This window comes from Methylobacterium sp. J-076 (assembly GCF_022829405.1).
GTDB lineage: Bacteria > Pseudomonadota > Alphaproteobacteria > Rhizobiales > Beijerinckiaceae > Methylobacterium.
This window is the reverse complement of sequence record NZ_JAKSXW010000009.1, coordinates 1-12,866: the sequence shown is the minus strand read 5'-3', so window position 1 is coordinate 12,866 and position 12,866 is coordinate 1. Positions and strand designations below refer to the sequence as shown.

The 12,866-nt window shown below is 69.2% G+C and carries 15 protein-coding genes, 1 tRNA gene and 1 pseudogene; 9 read left to right on the top strand and 8 right to left on the bottom strand.

The genetic code is table 11. The features are described from left to right. Together MKK53_RS00210 and MKK53_RS00205 are read left to right on the top strand one after the other, a co-directional pair. Nucleotides 1-93: pseudogene (locus MKK53_RS00210) on the top strand (IS5/IS1182 family transposase); the annotation flags it as partial. A 696-nt stretch (nucleotides 94-789) separates the two neighbouring features. Next, a complete protein-coding gene (locus tag MKK53_RS00205) occupies nucleotides 790-990 on the top strand; it encodes a hypothetical protein (protein WP_243925763.1) in 201 nt (66 codons plus the stop codon). 328 nt (nucleotides 991-1,318) lie between these two features. On the opposite strand, the gene MKK53_RS00200 is transcribed toward MKK53_RS00205, so the two are convergent. The 5 genes from MKK53_RS00200 to MKK53_RS00175 form a co-directional block, all read right to left on the bottom strand. Then, on the bottom strand, nucleotides 1,319-1,480 hold the full coding sequence (locus tag MKK53_RS00200) for a hypothetical protein (protein ID WP_243925760.1): 162 nt from the start codon (nucleotides 1,478-1,480) through the stop codon (nucleotides 1,319-1,321). Nucleotides 1,481-1,513: 33 nt separating this feature from the next. Continuing rightward, nucleotides 1,514-2,011 (bottom strand): hypothetical protein, encoded by a 498-nt coding sequence (locus MKK53_RS00195; protein ID WP_243925757.1) that lies wholly within the window; start codon nucleotides 2,009-2,011, stop codon nucleotides 1,514-1,516. A 242-nt stretch (nucleotides 2,012-2,253) separates the two neighbouring features. Further along, nucleotides 2,254-2,529 (bottom strand): YARHG domain-containing protein, encoded by a 276-nt coding sequence (locus MKK53_RS00190; protein WP_243925767.1) that lies wholly within the window; start codon nucleotides 2,527-2,529, stop codon nucleotides 2,254-2,256. Nucleotides 2,530-2,886: 357 nt separating this feature from the next. Continuing rightward, nucleotides 2,887-2,963 (bottom strand) — tRNA-Arg (locus MKK53_RS00180). A 106-nt stretch (nucleotides 2,964-3,069) separates the two neighbouring features. Next, on the bottom strand, nucleotides 3,070-3,981 hold the full coding sequence (locus tag MKK53_RS00175; RefSeq protein ID WP_243925755.1) for a LysR family transcriptional regulator: 912 nt from the start codon (nucleotides 3,979-3,981) through the stop codon (nucleotides 3,070-3,072). A 117-nt stretch (nucleotides 3,982-4,098) separates the two neighbouring features. Between MKK53_RS00175 and MKK53_RS00170 the strand changes: the two genes are divergently transcribed. The 5 genes from MKK53_RS00170 (at nucleotide 4,099) to MKK53_RS00150 (ending at nucleotide 9,523) form a co-directional block, all read left to right on the top strand. After that, nucleotides 4,099-5,463 (top strand): CitMHS family transporter, encoded by a 1,365-nt coding sequence (locus tag MKK53_RS00170; RefSeq protein WP_243925753.1) that lies wholly within the window; start codon nucleotides 4,099-4,101, stop codon nucleotides 5,461-5,463. 17 nt (nucleotides 5,464-5,480) lie between these two features. Next, a complete protein-coding gene (locus MKK53_RS00165; RefSeq protein WP_243925751.1) occupies nucleotides 5,481-6,827 on the top strand; it encodes an acyclic terpene utilization AtuA family protein in 1,347 nt (448 codons plus the stop codon). A 23-nt stretch (nucleotides 6,828-6,850) separates the two neighbouring features. After that, nucleotides 6,851-7,162 (top strand): hypothetical protein, encoded by a 312-nt coding sequence (locus tag MKK53_RS00160; protein WP_243925749.1) that lies wholly within the window; start codon nucleotides 6,851-6,853, stop codon nucleotides 7,160-7,162. Between the two features lie 190 nt (nucleotides 7,163-7,352). Continuing rightward, entirely contained in the window at nucleotides 7,353-8,729 is a 1,377-nt protein-coding gene (locus tag MKK53_RS00155) for a CHASE3 domain-containing protein (RefSeq protein ID WP_243925747.1), read from the top strand. Nucleotides 8,730-8,824: 95 nt separating this feature from the next. Continuing rightward, nucleotides 8,825-9,523, top strand: a complete 699-nt coding sequence (locus MKK53_RS00150) for a glutathione S-transferase family protein (RefSeq protein WP_243925744.1) — start codon at nucleotides 8,825-8,827, stop codon at nucleotides 9,521-9,523. A 300-nt stretch (nucleotides 9,524-9,823) separates the two neighbouring features. Here the strand turns inward: MKK53_RS00150 and MKK53_RS00145 are convergent, their stop codons facing one another. Then, nucleotides 9,824-10,129, bottom strand: coding sequence for a hypothetical protein (locus MKK53_RS00145; RefSeq protein WP_243925742.1), 306 nt, complete (start codon nucleotides 10,127-10,129; stop codon nucleotides 9,824-9,826). A gap of 315 nt (nucleotides 10,130-10,444) precedes the next feature. Between MKK53_RS00145 and MKK53_RS00140 the strand changes: the two genes are divergently transcribed. Beyond that, a complete protein-coding gene (locus MKK53_RS00140; RefSeq protein WP_243925740.1) occupies nucleotides 10,445-10,864 on the top strand; it encodes an RNA polymerase sigma factor region1.1 domain-containing protein in 420 nt (139 codons plus the stop codon). Nucleotides 10,865-11,079: 215 nt separating this feature from the next. Further along, nucleotides 11,080-11,811 (top strand): DUF3750 domain-containing protein, encoded by a 732-nt coding sequence (locus tag MKK53_RS00135; RefSeq protein ID WP_313901514.1) that lies wholly within the window; start codon nucleotides 11,080-11,082, stop codon nucleotides 11,809-11,811. A gap of 54 nt (nucleotides 11,812-11,865) precedes the next feature. On the opposite strand, the gene MKK53_RS00130 is transcribed toward MKK53_RS00135, so the two are convergent. Further along, nucleotides 11,866-12,159, bottom strand: a complete 294-nt coding sequence (locus MKK53_RS00130; protein ID WP_243925738.1) for a hypothetical protein — start codon at nucleotides 12,157-12,159, stop codon at nucleotides 11,866-11,868. 341 nt (nucleotides 12,160-12,500) lie between these two features. Then, nucleotides 12,501-12,866, bottom strand: a 366-nt coding sequence (locus tag MKK53_RS00125; protein WP_279598744.1) for a carbohydrate-binding domain-containing protein, incomplete at its 5' end; no start/stop codon positions are given.

Sequence of the window (12,866 nt, the reverse complement as noted above, 5' to 3'; positions counted from 1 at the left end):
ACGACGTCGCGGCCTACAGGGTCCGCAACACCATCGAGCGCTGCTTCAACAAGCTCAAGCACTTCCGGCGCATCGCCACGCGTTTCGACCGACGCGCCGTCCACTACCTCGGCTTCCTCCACATCGCCGCTGCCCTGCTCTAGATGCGGTGAATGTCGATTCAGCCTAGACCTACCGCCTCACTGATGACGGCTCCATCCCGGCGAAATTCAATGCGATAAGACATACGCGAGCATGCAACGCACGTCCGCCGGTATCAAGGGCAGGCCGCGCGGACAAGATTGCGAGCTGGCTCTACACCCGGCAACGTCCGCAGTGCTCTACCCCTGCGCACTACCGGCAGCGACGACGAAGGCGAGGGCGGCGAGGACTGTGCGCATGGCAGCAAGATAGCTACCTGGACGGCTATCGAGAAGAGTTGCGCTTTTCCCCGGTAAACCCATCCGCATCAGATGCGCAAAAGGCCAGACTTTTGGCTCAGGGGCCCGCTGGCGGCCGTTTGCGTCAGAAGCGGGTGGAGCGGGAATTTCTGCGGAAAAGCCGCCAGAGAGCCGCGCAATCGCCTCTAGGGGCTATCCAGACTTGACTCTTAAGCCCGGCCGCCTCAATCATTGTCGTTGAGGTTATTATAGCCTCAAAAACGACGAAAGCCGGGCTGCGACCCCCGGCCTTCGTCACAACCGCAATGGGTCCTGGAGGACTTGCGGCTGGTGCTTATCAGCACGTGCATTCTGCGCGTGGGCGGCCGGTTGTCAAGTTCTCTGGGACCCTACTTTAGAGGGACCCGCTATGTTGAAACCTGACCGCTCGCCCTGCCACCGCCTCACATTCGAGGAGGCTGTCGCAGTGCATCGCCGGCTCATGGCCGGTGAAATGTACAGCCGGATTGCCGCAACCTACGACGTCAATCAGGGCCGCATCGCCGACGTCAAGTTCGGTCGCCTGCATCCCACCAGCCACGATGAGGCGGTTCGCCGCTTCGGTCGCTGAGGAGTGGGAGCTATGGCCTCGCGCACTCCACCCAGACAGACGTCGTCACGCGTCTCGACAATCGCGTCGAACATTTTATCCGGCAGAAACCCAAGTCCGACGAAAGCTCAGATCAAGGCGGTAGCCGCCTCAGCTCTGGGCCAGGATCAGACCAAGGGGCAGAAACCAAGGTAGCCGGTTATTCCAGGAAACAAGTTGGACCGGGACGCTCAAAAGGGCGCCCCGTCCTCCTGCATCCGGTGCCAAGCCTGTTCTGCGTAATCTATGGAGCAATAAAAAACCCCGCCGAAGCGGGATTTTCCGTGACGATAAGATGCTTGGGCTTTTTTCAGACAGCCCGCTTCTGAGGGGGGTTCTTCAGGTCGCGCATGAACTCATGGTTCATACGAATTGCGCGCTTTACGGCCTCATCAGCAATCCAAGCCACCGCGTGCTCGTTGGTGCGCGCGGGCGCTGCAACCAAAAGCTCAATCTGACGATCGCGGTTCATGGGCATTCTCCGGAGAGACATTTCTTATGGGGCTCAATTAGCGTCCGGAACGGATCGTTCCATCCAACAAATCCGCCTCCCGTGGAACGGGTCAGCGACCCTTACCACGTATCCGCAGCGTTCGAAAAGATCCGCAATGCGGATGAATTTTTCGTCTGCTTTTTCGGGGGCGTCGGCTTCGTTAGTGCACATATGCACGAAAGACGGCTTATGCGAGTCGAGCATGTGACGCAGTGCACCCAGAAGAGTGCTCATAATGAGCGCTCGATCGTCGCTGCCGATTAAATGGCCTACGTCCCGCGCTGACCAGTAGGGGTACTCAGTGTCGGTTTCGCCATCGTGCTCCACGATGATGAATGTAAAATCCAACTCGCCGGTCGGCATCGGGTCGAACGCGAGCAGCAGGTTGTAGGATTTATCGACCTCGAAATCGTCATCATAGCCAATGGGGATAAGGACGGCGAACGCCTCCCCACGGGTAAAAAACGTACCCGTCCCCTTTTCGCGATCAACCGTGCAGACGAAGGCCACGAATTTTTTCCCTGACCTAAATGGGGTGAAATCGGCAACCCTTTACGCGCTCGGCAGCGACACGTGAGGGCCGTTACGAGGAAAAAGGAGGCATACGTCCTCACCTATGCCCAATCAACCTGCCCCTTAAAAAGCTCCACCGCATGCAATCTGTGATGCGGTGAGTAGGCTCGGTGGGGCATCAGTTTGCTCCCTCCGGATCCTCTGGTGCCGCACGTAGGCCTACCCAGTGAGCCCATTCGTCAGCGCGGGCAGCCTAGTCGACGCTCCGTCGCCCGGATCTGAACAACCTGCTCCCGCTGGCGTGCCGACAAAGGCACATCCGCTTCATCGTCAAACTGGCAACCGGCATTGCCGAATGCCTGAATGGCTTGTTGGGTGCGGAAGCAGTAGCCCGCGGCCTTGAAGATCGCGTTCCGTTCCAACCACAGCTCCTCGCACGACGACGAAACAGACCCGCTCGGTTCGCTTCGACCGCTTGCGGCCGTGCGACAGCAGCTGACGTACCGGGCACTCACCCATCCCGTCTGGCCTGAAGGCAACTGGATGTTCACCCAGGCACCCTGGCGTCCAATTTCGGTGAAGAGAGTATCGGGACCGAGGCGCGCAAGTCGGACACCTTGGGTTCCGCTTGGCAGGCTGCGCAGTGCGAGGAAGTTGTCGCCGTAGGGATCGAGGCCCACAGGATAGCTGAAGCGCTCCTGCTGCACCTGGGCAACCGCTGGCGAAATCACGACTAGTGCGAGGATCGCTGTCGCTAACTGGGGAGATCGTGGCGGGAGGAGACGACGGGCCTCAAAGCCTTTGCGGTGACACTGAGGTGACACCAACCGTCGCCGCATCAGGGTTTGCCCCTGTTAAGTCATTAAGAAAATTGGCGCACCCGACACGATTCGAACGTGTGACCTTTGCCTTCGGAGGGCAACGCTCTATCCAGCTGAGCTACGGGTGCTGACCGTGCCCCTCCCCTAACCCAAGCGGGCGGCGAGCGCAACGGTGCGGGGGGCTTCGTCGCACGAAGAGGAGGGCGGCCACAGGCGTTCCGCCGACGCGCCCGCTCACGGGGGCTGCGTCCCCGCCCCCGGGGGCATGGCCCCCCGCAGCACACCGGAGAACTGCGCCGAGACCACCGGCAGCGTCCGGCCGGCCTTCTTGATCAGGGACACGGGACGCGCGAAGCCGGGATCGGCGATCGGCCGGGAGCGGAGGCCGGGTTCGGCCTGGATCTCCCTGGCCGAACCGGGCAGGATCGTCAGGCCGAGGCCGGCGCGCACCATGCCCACGGCGGTCATCATGTACGTCGCCTCGCAGGCGGCGTTGGGGCGGCGGCCGGCCGCCAGAAAAGCCGCGTCGACGATGGCGCGCACGCTCGTGGCCCCGTCCATCAGCACCAGCGGATAGGCGCTCAGGATCTCCACCGTCACCCGCGGCACCGCACCGATCGGGTGTCCGACGGGATGCACGACGTGCAGGGCGTCCCAGGTGGCGTGGAGCACCTCGACCGCTTGGTCGGCCACCGCGCCGCCGACGATGCCGAGATCCACGGCCTCGTCGCGCACGAGGTCCAGGACCCGCTGCGCGATCACGTCCCTCACCTGGAAGGCGACCCGCGGATGCGCCGCGCGGAACCCCGCGATCACGTCCGGCAGCAGGCTCGCCGCGAAGGACGGGAGCGTGGCCACCCGCACGATCCCCGTGCGCCCCGCTGCCCGCTCGCGGGTGTCGCGCACCACCGCGTCCAGGTCGTCGAGCACGCGCCGGAAGCCCGGCAGCAGATCCCGTCCGAGCCGCGTCAGGCCGACATTGCGGCTGTCGCGGTCGATCAGGCGCGCCTCCAGCGTCTCCTCCAGCCGCCGGATCTGCACGGTGAGCGCCGGCTGGGACAGGTTCAGCAGCGCGGCCGCCCGGGTGAAGCTGCCGGTCTGCGCCACCGTCACGAAGGCCCGCACCTGCCGGAGGTTCACATCCATTGCGAAACGTTATCGGTGCGATCCAATCTTTTCAATTGTCGAATGCATTATCGTGCCGTCCCCTCGGCGTCAGCGGCCGTCGATTCGCGAACGGCCGGAAGCGCCCGGGAGGGATGGATGCTGGCTCTGCTCGGCCTGGGCACGATCGCGCTGCTGCTCGCGGTCATCCTCACCAAGCGCATGTCCCCCCTGGTGGCCCTCATCGTCATCCCCGTCGCGGCGGCGCTGGCGGGGGGGTTCGGGTTCGACACCGGCAAGTTCGTGCTCGCCGGCCTGCAGAGCCTCGCCGGGGTCGTGGGCATGTTCGTGTTCGCGATCCTGTTCTTCGGCGTGGTCAGCGATGCGGGGATGCTCGACCCCATCGTGGACCGCATCCTGGCCACCGTGGGCACGCGGCCGACGCGGATCGTGCCCGGCACCGCCCTCCTCGCGCTCCTGATCCACCTCGACGGCTCCGGGGCGGTGACCTTCCTCATCACCATCCCCGCCATGCTGCCGCTCTACGACCGGGTCGGCATCGACAGGCGGGTGCTGGCCTGCGCCGCCTCCATGGCGGCGGGGGTAAACTTCCTGCCCTGGACCGGGCCGATGATCCGCGCCTCGGCCGCCCTCAAGCTGCCGATCCCGGAGATCTTCTCGCCCCTCGTACCGGTGCAGGCGGTCGGCCTCGCCTTCGTCTTCGCCGCCTCCTACTGGCTCGGCCTGCGGGAGGAGCGGCGCCTCGGCCGCAGCTCCCCCGCCCAAATCCCCGGCGCCCAAGTCCCCGGCGCCCAAGTCCCCTCCCCCCTCGCCGCCGCCGGGCCCGCCCCCGCCCCGGCGGCCCGGACCCTGAGCGAGGCCGAGCGCGCCCTGCGCCGGCCGGACCGGTTCTGGATCAACATCGCCCTGACCGCCGTGGTCCTCGGGACGATGGTGTTCCTGGCCGAGAAGGTGCCGCCGGCCCTCATGTTCATGCTCGGCACGGCGCTGGCGCTGACGATCAACTACCCCCGGGTCGAGGCCCAGCGGCAGCGGGTCGATGCCCACGCCAAGGCGGCGATCCTGATGGCGTCGATCCTGCTGGCGGCCGGGGTGTTCACGGGGATCATGCAGGGCACCGGCATGCTCCGGGCGATGGCCCAGGCCGGCGTCGCCTTCGTGCCCCCGGAGATGGGCCGCCACATCCCCTTCGCGCTGGGCCTCGTCTCGATGCCCCTGTCGATGCTGTTCGACCCGGATTCGTTCTACTTCGGGGTGCTGCCGGTGGTGGCCGAGGTCGGGCACCAGCTCGGCGTGCCGCCGGTCCAGGTGGCGCAGGGGGCGCTGCTGGGCCAGATGACGACGGGCTTCCCCGTGAGCCCGCTCACCCCCGCGACCTTCCTCGTCTGCGGCCTGACGGGGGTCGATCTGGCCGACCACCAGAAGTTCACCTTCCCATTCCTGTTCGCGGCGTCGGTGGTGATGACCTTCGCCTGCGTTGCCCTCGGCCTGTTCCCCCTGTGAGCGCGGAGACTCGAGCGATGAAGACCGTCCGCCTGGGGGCCGGCGCGGGCTATGCCGGCGACCGCATCGAGCCCGCCGTCGAGCTCGCGGAGCGGGGCGGGATCGACTACCTCGTGTTCGAGTGCCTGGCCGAGCGCACCATCGCCCTCGCGCAGCAGGCGCGGATGCGGGACCCCGCGGGCGGCTACGATCCCCTCCTCGACGCGCGGATGCGGGCGGTGCTGGCGCCCTGCCGCCGCCGGGGCATCCGCATCGTCACCAACATGGGCGCGGCCAACCCCGTCGCCGCCGCCGGGCGGACCCGGGCCATCGCCCGGGAGATGGGGCTCTTCGGCCTGAGGATCGCCGCCGTCACCGGCGACGACGTGCTCGAGGCGGTGCGGGCGGGCGACTTCGTCCTGGAGGACGGCGGCAGGGTCGCCGACCTCGGCAACCGGATCGTCTCGGCCAACGCCTATCTCGGGGCCGGGCCGATCGTGGAGGCGCTGGCGGCGGGGGCGGACGTGGTCATCACCGGCCGGGTGGGCGACCCGGCGCTGTTCCTCGCCCCCCTGGTGCACGAATTCGGCTGGGCGATGGACGACTGGGAGCGCCTGGGGCGCGGAACGCTCGCGGGGCACCTGCTGGAATGCGCCGGCCAGATCACCGGCGGCTACTTCGCCGACCCCGGCCTCAAGGACGTCCCGGGCCTGGCCCGCCTCGGCTTTCCCATCGGCCTCGTCTCCGAGGACGGGACGGTGGAGATCACCAAGGTGGAGGGCTCCGGCGGGCGGGTGGATCTGGCGACCTGCAAGGAGCAGCTGCTCTACGAGGTGCACGATCCGGCCCGCTACATCCAGCCGGACGTGGTGGCGGACTTCTCCGGGGTCGCGATGGTGCAGGCCGGCCCGGACCGGGTGCGGGTGACGGGCGGCGGCGGCCGGCCGGCCACCGGCCTGCTCAAGGTCTCGGTCGGCTCCGTCGATTCCTACGTGGGCGAGGGGCAGATCTCCTATGCCGGCCCCGGCGCCCTGGCGCGCGGCCAGCTCGCCCGGGAGATCGTCCGCGAGCGGCTGGCCCTCACCGGGGTAGCCGTGAGCGAGCTGCGCTGCGACCTCGTCGGCGTCGATGCCCTGCACGGGGAGGCGCTGTCGGCGCGGCACCCGCCCGGGCACGAGCCCTACGAGGTCCGGCTGCGCGTCGCCGGGCGGACCGGAACCCTGGCCGAGGCCCGGCGGATCGGCGACGAGGTCGAGACGCTCTACACCAACGGCCCGGCCGGCGGCGGCGGGGCCTGGAAGGCGGCCCGCGAGGTGGTGGGCGTGCGCTCGGTCCTCGTGCCGGCCGCCCTCGCCCGCCCGGCGGTGCAGGTCATCGAGGCGTGAGGCCGGACACCGGAGGAGACAGGATGAAGCTGCGCGCCCTCGCCCATTCCCGCACCGGGGACAAGGGCGACACCTCGAACATCTCGGTCATCGCCTACGACCCGGCGGATTACGCGCACTTGGCCGCGCACGTCACGGCCGAGCGGGTGCGGGAGCATTTCCGGGGCATCGTGACCGGGGATGTCGTCCGCTACGCCCTGCCGCGGCTCGGGGCGCTGAACTTCGTGCTCACCGGAGCCCTCGGCGGCGGCGTGACGCGCTCCCTGGCGCTGGACGCCCACGGCAAGGGCCTCAGCTCCGCGCTCCTCGACCTGCAGATCCCCGACAGGCCCTGACACCGCCGCCGCCCGGTGTCGGCGCGGGAACAATGGCACCGGTCGCCCCTTGAGGCAGCGGCGCCGCCCGTCTTCGACCACGGCCGGCGGCCGATACGCCGCGAGTGTGGGAATCCCCGATGCCGACCGCCGCGGGCGCCTCCGTTTGGCCGGCGCCCCGCCTCCCCCGCCCCGCCCGTCCCGCACCGGCATGAGCGCGCTCGCCGCCCTCGACGTCATCGAGCGCCTGCCGGCGCGCTCGCGCACCGTCGATCGCATGATCGCGGGCTGCCTCGTGATCCTGGCGATGATCGGCATCGCCGTGGGCGCGTCGGTCTACCAGCAGCGCGGCAGCGAGGCCGTCCGCCACGCCCTGGCGGTCGATGGCATCCTCGGCCGGGTGCTGTCGGCGGTCCAGGATGCCGAGACGGGGCAACGCGGCTACCTCCTGACGGGGGACGCGATCTTCCTGACGCCGTTCCGCGACGGCCGCGCCAAGGTCAGCCGCGAGATCGCCCGGCTGCACGCGCTTCTCCGGGAGGACGACAGCCAGCGCGACGCACTCGACACCCTCATCCGGCTCATCCGGGACAAGCTCGATGAACTGGGCACCACGATCGAGCTCCACCGCAGCGGAGACCCCGACGCGAGCCGGGACCTCGTCCGGCAGGGCCGCGGGCGCCAGGTGATGGATGAGATCCGCGCGGTCGTGGGCCGGATGGAGGAGCACGAGGCGACGCTCATGGAGCAGCGTCAGGCCACGATCTCCCGCGTCGCGCTCCTGATCTGGAGCCTGCTCGCCGCCGTCGTGATCGCCCTGGTCCTCTTCGCCATGTCGGCCACCCGCGAGGCCAGCCGCCGCCGCAGCCTGTCGCGCTTCCTGCCCCAGGAACTGGTCTCGCGCCTGGCCGACGACGACGGCAGCCTGAGGACCGGGCGCCGCCAGCAGGCGGTCATCGCCTTCGTCGACATGCGCGGCTCCACCGCCATCGCCGAGCGCCTCGACCCCCAGCAGCTCACGGCCTTCCTGTCCGCCTTCCGGCGACGGGTGATGCGCCTGTCCCGCCTCCATGGCGGCGTGGTCGACAAGTTCATCGGGGACGGCGCGCTCGTGGTCTTCGGCCTGCCCGAGCCGGCCGACGACGACGCGGCGCGGGCGGTGGCCTTCGCCCGGGACCTCGTCGAGGTCATCGCCCGCTGGAACGACAAGGGCGAGCACGACGCGACCGTGCGCATCGGCATCGGCCTCCATTGCGGCGAGGTGTTCAGCGGCATCATCGGCGAGGACGCCCGCTACGAGTTCACGGTGCTGGGCGACACGGTCAACGTCGCCGCGCGGCTAGAGCAGGCGACGAAGAGCCATGGCGTGTCCGTCCTCGCGTCGGAGGCCGTCCGACGGGCGGCGGGCGCGTCCACCGCGGGGTGGCGGGAGATCAGCCGGGAGCCCCTCCGGGGCCGCCGGGAGGCGATGGCCTACTACGCGGTCGAGCCCCCGGCCTCGGCCGACCCCGGGGGGGCGGACTTCCTCCCCGGCGAGGCCGCCCCCCGGAACGGCGACGGGGCGACGGCCGGGGCGCGCCACGGGTAGCCCCGTGCCCCCTTGTCGGCCCATGATCGCGCACTTCCTACCGGGGCGGGCCCGTCACGCCGGCCCGCCCTGCCCCCTTGCCGCGGAGATCGTCCTTGTCGTCCAAAATCCGAATCTACACGTCGCCTTCCGCGTTTCCGAACCCCCAGCGCCTGCGCCTCTTCCTGCACGAGAAGGGAATCGCGGACGCCTTCGAGGAGGTGGTCTACGACATGGCCCCGGGGGGCGAGCAGCGGGGCTGGCGCCACCTCAAGATGAATCCGTGGGGCGAGACGCCGACGCTGGAACTGCGAGAGGGCACCTACCTGTCGGAATCGGCCGCGATCGTGCGCTACCTCGATGCCCACCACGAGGGCCGCAAGATCACGGGTGCGACGCCCCTGGAGCAGGGGCTCGATGCGATGTGGGACGACCGCGTCTGGGTGCAGATCCTCTACCGGTTCACCACGCAGTTCCACGTGCTGCACCAGGGCCTCGGGCCGAAGCTGGAGCTGACGCACAACCCGCAATGGGGCGAGCATTGCCGCAAGGAGGCCCTGTCGCACGCGGCCCTCGTCGATCGCCACCTGGCCGACGGGCGCACGTGGCTGCTGGGCGGCCAGGACCCGACCTTCGCCGACATCACCCTCTGCACCGCCATCGCCTTCTCGAAGTTCGGCCCGGTCGCCACGCCGCTCGACGAACGCTTCGAGCAGCTCGACCGCTTCTGGCGGCAGTGGAAGGGGCGCGACAGCTTCCGGAAGGCCTATGCCGATGGCGGCGGCCTCGAGGAGCTCGCGCATCTCCAGCCGTAGCACCGGTCCGCTCGCGACCCCGGCTCCGGTCTCACGCCGGGGCCGGGGCCCCCACGGCCCCGGCTCCGAACGGCCTCCCCTCCGGCGGGGAAGGCCCCCGTGCATCGATCCCGACAGGGGCGTCGGCCATATCGGATCGATGCCAGAACAAGTGGCGAGTGTGGAGACGCCTGAACGACGTGTCGGCGTCATTGCACGAGAGCATTTTCTGCCGAAGTGGATGCCGGTTCGGCGTAAGACAATGCGGAAAAGACAAGGGATTAGACCATTTTCTGTGATCTACGGATGACAGAAAAGGGACTAGGACGTCTTGGAGTGGCGCTGGGCCTGCGCCTGTCGGCATTGCTTGAACACCCGCTCGAACCTCCCCTTCGAGACCTCCGCCTGTTCGAGGGCGCGGTCGAGGAGGATGACCTCCAGCCGGGCCTGGGGGTCGAGGTAGGCCTGCGGCAGCTGCCCGATCTTGCACAGCAGGTTGTCGACCTTGTCGTAGAAGTCGAACAGCGAGGTCGCATCGTCGACCGTCCACGTCCCGTCGCAGCCCGCGATCCGCAGAATTGCGCCGAAGTACGAAGTATTGAGATTGCTCTCTGGCTCGGTCGGCATGCGAGCACATCTTCTCAGTTCACGGCGCCGCTCCGGAAAGAGGACTAAACCGATCATATGATGGTAATGTTTTCAATCGCAAGTCAATCCCCTCGGATCGAACTCGGCAGGCGGAGTTACGCGAAGCAATCGTCATGGGCCCCCCGGTCCCGCAGGCCCGCGATGCTGTCCATCCCCGCGGCGACTGACAGTCCGGCCCGGTCGCGATGGGTGCGCCGGGACAGCGGCCGCGGGGCCGGCGGAGGCCCCCGTCGGGGCGTGACACGCTCCCTTCCGGCCCCACATGTCGGGTGGGGAGGCGGCAGGAGGCACCCGATGGCAGGCACGATCGACCGCGCGACGCTGGACCGGCTGATCGCCCGGGGGCGTGAGCGCGGGGAACTCACCGCGAGCGAGCTTCAGGCGGCCCTGCCGGTGGAGGCGCTGGATGTCGATGCCCTCGTCCTCGTGATGCTGGAACTGGAGGAGGCCGGGGTGAGCGTGGAGCCGGACGCGCTCGGCCCCCGCGCCGAGCCCCTCGCCGCCCCGACGCTGACCCTCCCGCCCCCCGCGCCCGGCGTGCCGCAGCCCGCAGGACGGGCCGGCGGGGGCCGCGGGCCCGAGCTGGGGCCTGCGGCCCCTCCCACGGCGGAGGCGGGCGGCGAGGGGGCGGCGGACGAGGGGGTCGGCCGGGTGGTCCTCCTCGCCGGCCTCGCGGTGGTGCTGGTGCTCGGGATCGTCCTCGTGCTGATCTGAGCGCCTGGCCGGGACTTCGGCGCCCCGTCCATCCTTGGGCAAGGCGAAGGCGGGATCGGATCGGGGCGGCCGATCCCTTCGCCCGGACCTGTCCGGCAAGCCTCCCCGCCCCGGAGGGCAGGCCCTTGTGCGCGGGCGGGGCGGATCGCCCCGGTGAAAGACGCGCTCCGCATCCATAAGTGGTGGTCCCGCAGCCTCCCCCCGGGATCCGCCCCGTGCTCCGCACCGCCCTCCTCGTCTTCGCCGTCGTGTTCCTCGCGCCCATCGCCGTCTCGGCGGCGCGCTACTACCTCGCCAACGACATCGCCGACTGGCGCTCGGCCGACCGGTCGAGCGCGGGCCTGCTGCCCCCCGCCTCCCGGCAGCCCGGGGCGGTGGTGCGCGTGTTCTCCGCCCGGACGGTGAGCTGGCGCGGCATCATCGCCAGCCACAGCTGGATCGTCGTGAAGGGCGCGGGCGAGGGGGCCTACCAGCGGTTCGACTACACCGCCTGGGGCATGCCGATCTGGATCGACCGGTTCGTGCCGGACGGGCGCTGGTTCGGCAGCGTGCCGGAGGTGGTCTTCGCCGCCGACGGGGAGGAGGCCGCGCGGATGCTGCCGCGCATCCGCGCCACCATCGCCACCTACCGCTATGCCAAGATCGGCGATTACCGCCTCTGGCCGGGGCCGAACTCCAACACCTTCGTGGCGGCGGTGATGGGCGCCGTGCCGGAGATGCGGGCGAGCCTGCCGGCCACCGCGATCGGCAAGGATTTTCCCTATGACGGCCGCTGGATCGGCCTCACCCCGTCCGGCACCGGGTTCCGGGTGAACCTCGGCGGCTATCTCGGGTTCACGGTGGGCTGGGTGGAGGGGGTCGAGGTGAACCTCCTCGGCGCCGTCGCCGGGTTCGACCTGCGCCGCCCCGGCCTGAAGTTGCCGGGCCTCGGCCGGGTCGGGATCTGAGGGCCTGGGCTCTCTCCCCACGCCACGCGGGCGTGGCCGGCCCGCTGGCGGGGCCTATTCGTGGTTGATGTGAAGGTCGGTCTCGGCCCGGCGCGGATCCTTCTGCGACAGGCGGCGGACATGGCCGACGAGGGCGCTGCCGGCGACGCAGGCGACATAGCCGACCTGCATGGCCACGAAGGCGCCGACCATCATCCAGCCGCCGAACAGGCCGCCGACGAACGCACCCGCGACGGCGAGCACCAGCACGATCGCCAGGGCGGTCAGGGCGAAGCCGACCACCGTGACGTAGAAGCCGCACACGATTCCAAGGGCGGCGAAGAGCCCAAGAATTTCCGTCGTCCCCATCGGACCTCTCCGAGCCCCGGCATCGTTCCGCCCTGCAAGGGTCGGCAGTGAGAACCGGTCTCTCACCCGTCAGCGGCGTGGGCCACTATGCGCCACTCCACTGAACAAATCATGTGTGACGACGCTGTCCCCGGCTGCCCGTGAAAATGAAAGACAAATCGGCGGGATCGAAACGAATTCCGTCACCCCGGCGGGCGCGCACGGGGGACTTGGCGTGAAAATGCTTAAGAATTGAGCGGAATGGCCGCTTGCCGTCGGCTCGGGTTCGCGGCGGCGTCAGGACATCCCCCCCGGGCGGCCGTCGGTCGGCGGGCCCAGGCCCCGCCGACCGGTCCGGTCCTTCAGGCCAGCAGCCAGTGCGAGGCCGGGATCGCGCTGGTGTCGTGCACGGTCAGGCCCTGTGCCCCGGCGCTCATGAGGGCGAGATGGCCGCCGGAGACGGCTGCGCCGTTGTAGGTGGCGCTGTCGAGGTAGAGGTTGCGGTCGGTGGCGGCGGTGCCGTCATAGGCGTCGTTCAGGAAGTACAGGCTGACCTTGTGGTCGCCCGCCGCCCAGTCGCCGTTGACGGTGATCGTGTCGGACTGGCCGGCCGCATGCGAGGCGTGGGCCGTCAGGGTGCCGCCGACCTGCTTGCCGTCCACCGAGATCGTGTACTGCGCGTCGCCCTTGTAGGCATCCTCGCTCAGCTTCAGGACCAGCGTGTCCGA

Bases quoted from the DNA above. Each gene is read 5' to 3' on its own strand.
- MKK53_RS00205 (WP_243925763.1), top strand. From the start codon at position 790: ATGTTGAAACCTGACCGCTCGCCCTGCCACCGCCTCACATTCGAGGAG.
- MKK53_RS00200 (WP_243925760.1), bottom strand. From the start codon at position 1,480: ATGAACCGCGATCGTCAGATTGAGCTTTTGGTTGCAGCGCCCGCGCGC.
- MKK53_RS00175 (WP_243925755.1), bottom strand. From the start codon at position 3,981: ATGGATGTGAACCTCCGGCAGGTGCGGGCCTTCGTGACGGTGGCGCAG.
- MKK53_RS00170 (WP_243925753.1), top strand. From the start codon at position 4,099: ATGCTGGCTCTGCTCGGCCTGGGCACGATCGCGCTGCTGCTCGCGGTC.
- MKK53_RS00165 (WP_243925751.1), top strand. From the start codon at position 5,481: ATGAAGACCGTCCGCCTGGGGGCCGGCGCGGGCTATGCCGGCGACCGC.
- MKK53_RS00160 (WP_243925749.1), top strand. From the start codon at position 6,851: ATGAAGCTGCGCGCCCTCGCCCATTCCCGCACCGGGGACAAGGGCGAC.
- MKK53_RS00155 (WP_243925747.1), top strand. From the start codon at position 7,353: ATGAGCGCGCTCGCCGCCCTCGACGTCATCGAGCGCCTGCCGGCGCGC.
- MKK53_RS00145 (WP_243925742.1), bottom strand. From the start codon at position 10,129: ATGCCGACCGAGCCAGAGAGCAATCTCAATACTTCGTACTTCGGCGCA.
- MKK53_RS00140 (WP_243925740.1), top strand. From the start codon at position 10,445: ATGGCAGGCACGATCGACCGCGCGACGCTGGACCGGCTGATCGCCCGG.
- MKK53_RS00130 (WP_243925738.1), bottom strand. From the start codon at position 12,159: ATGGGGACGACGGAAATTCTTGGGCTCTTCGCCGCCCTTGGAATCGTG.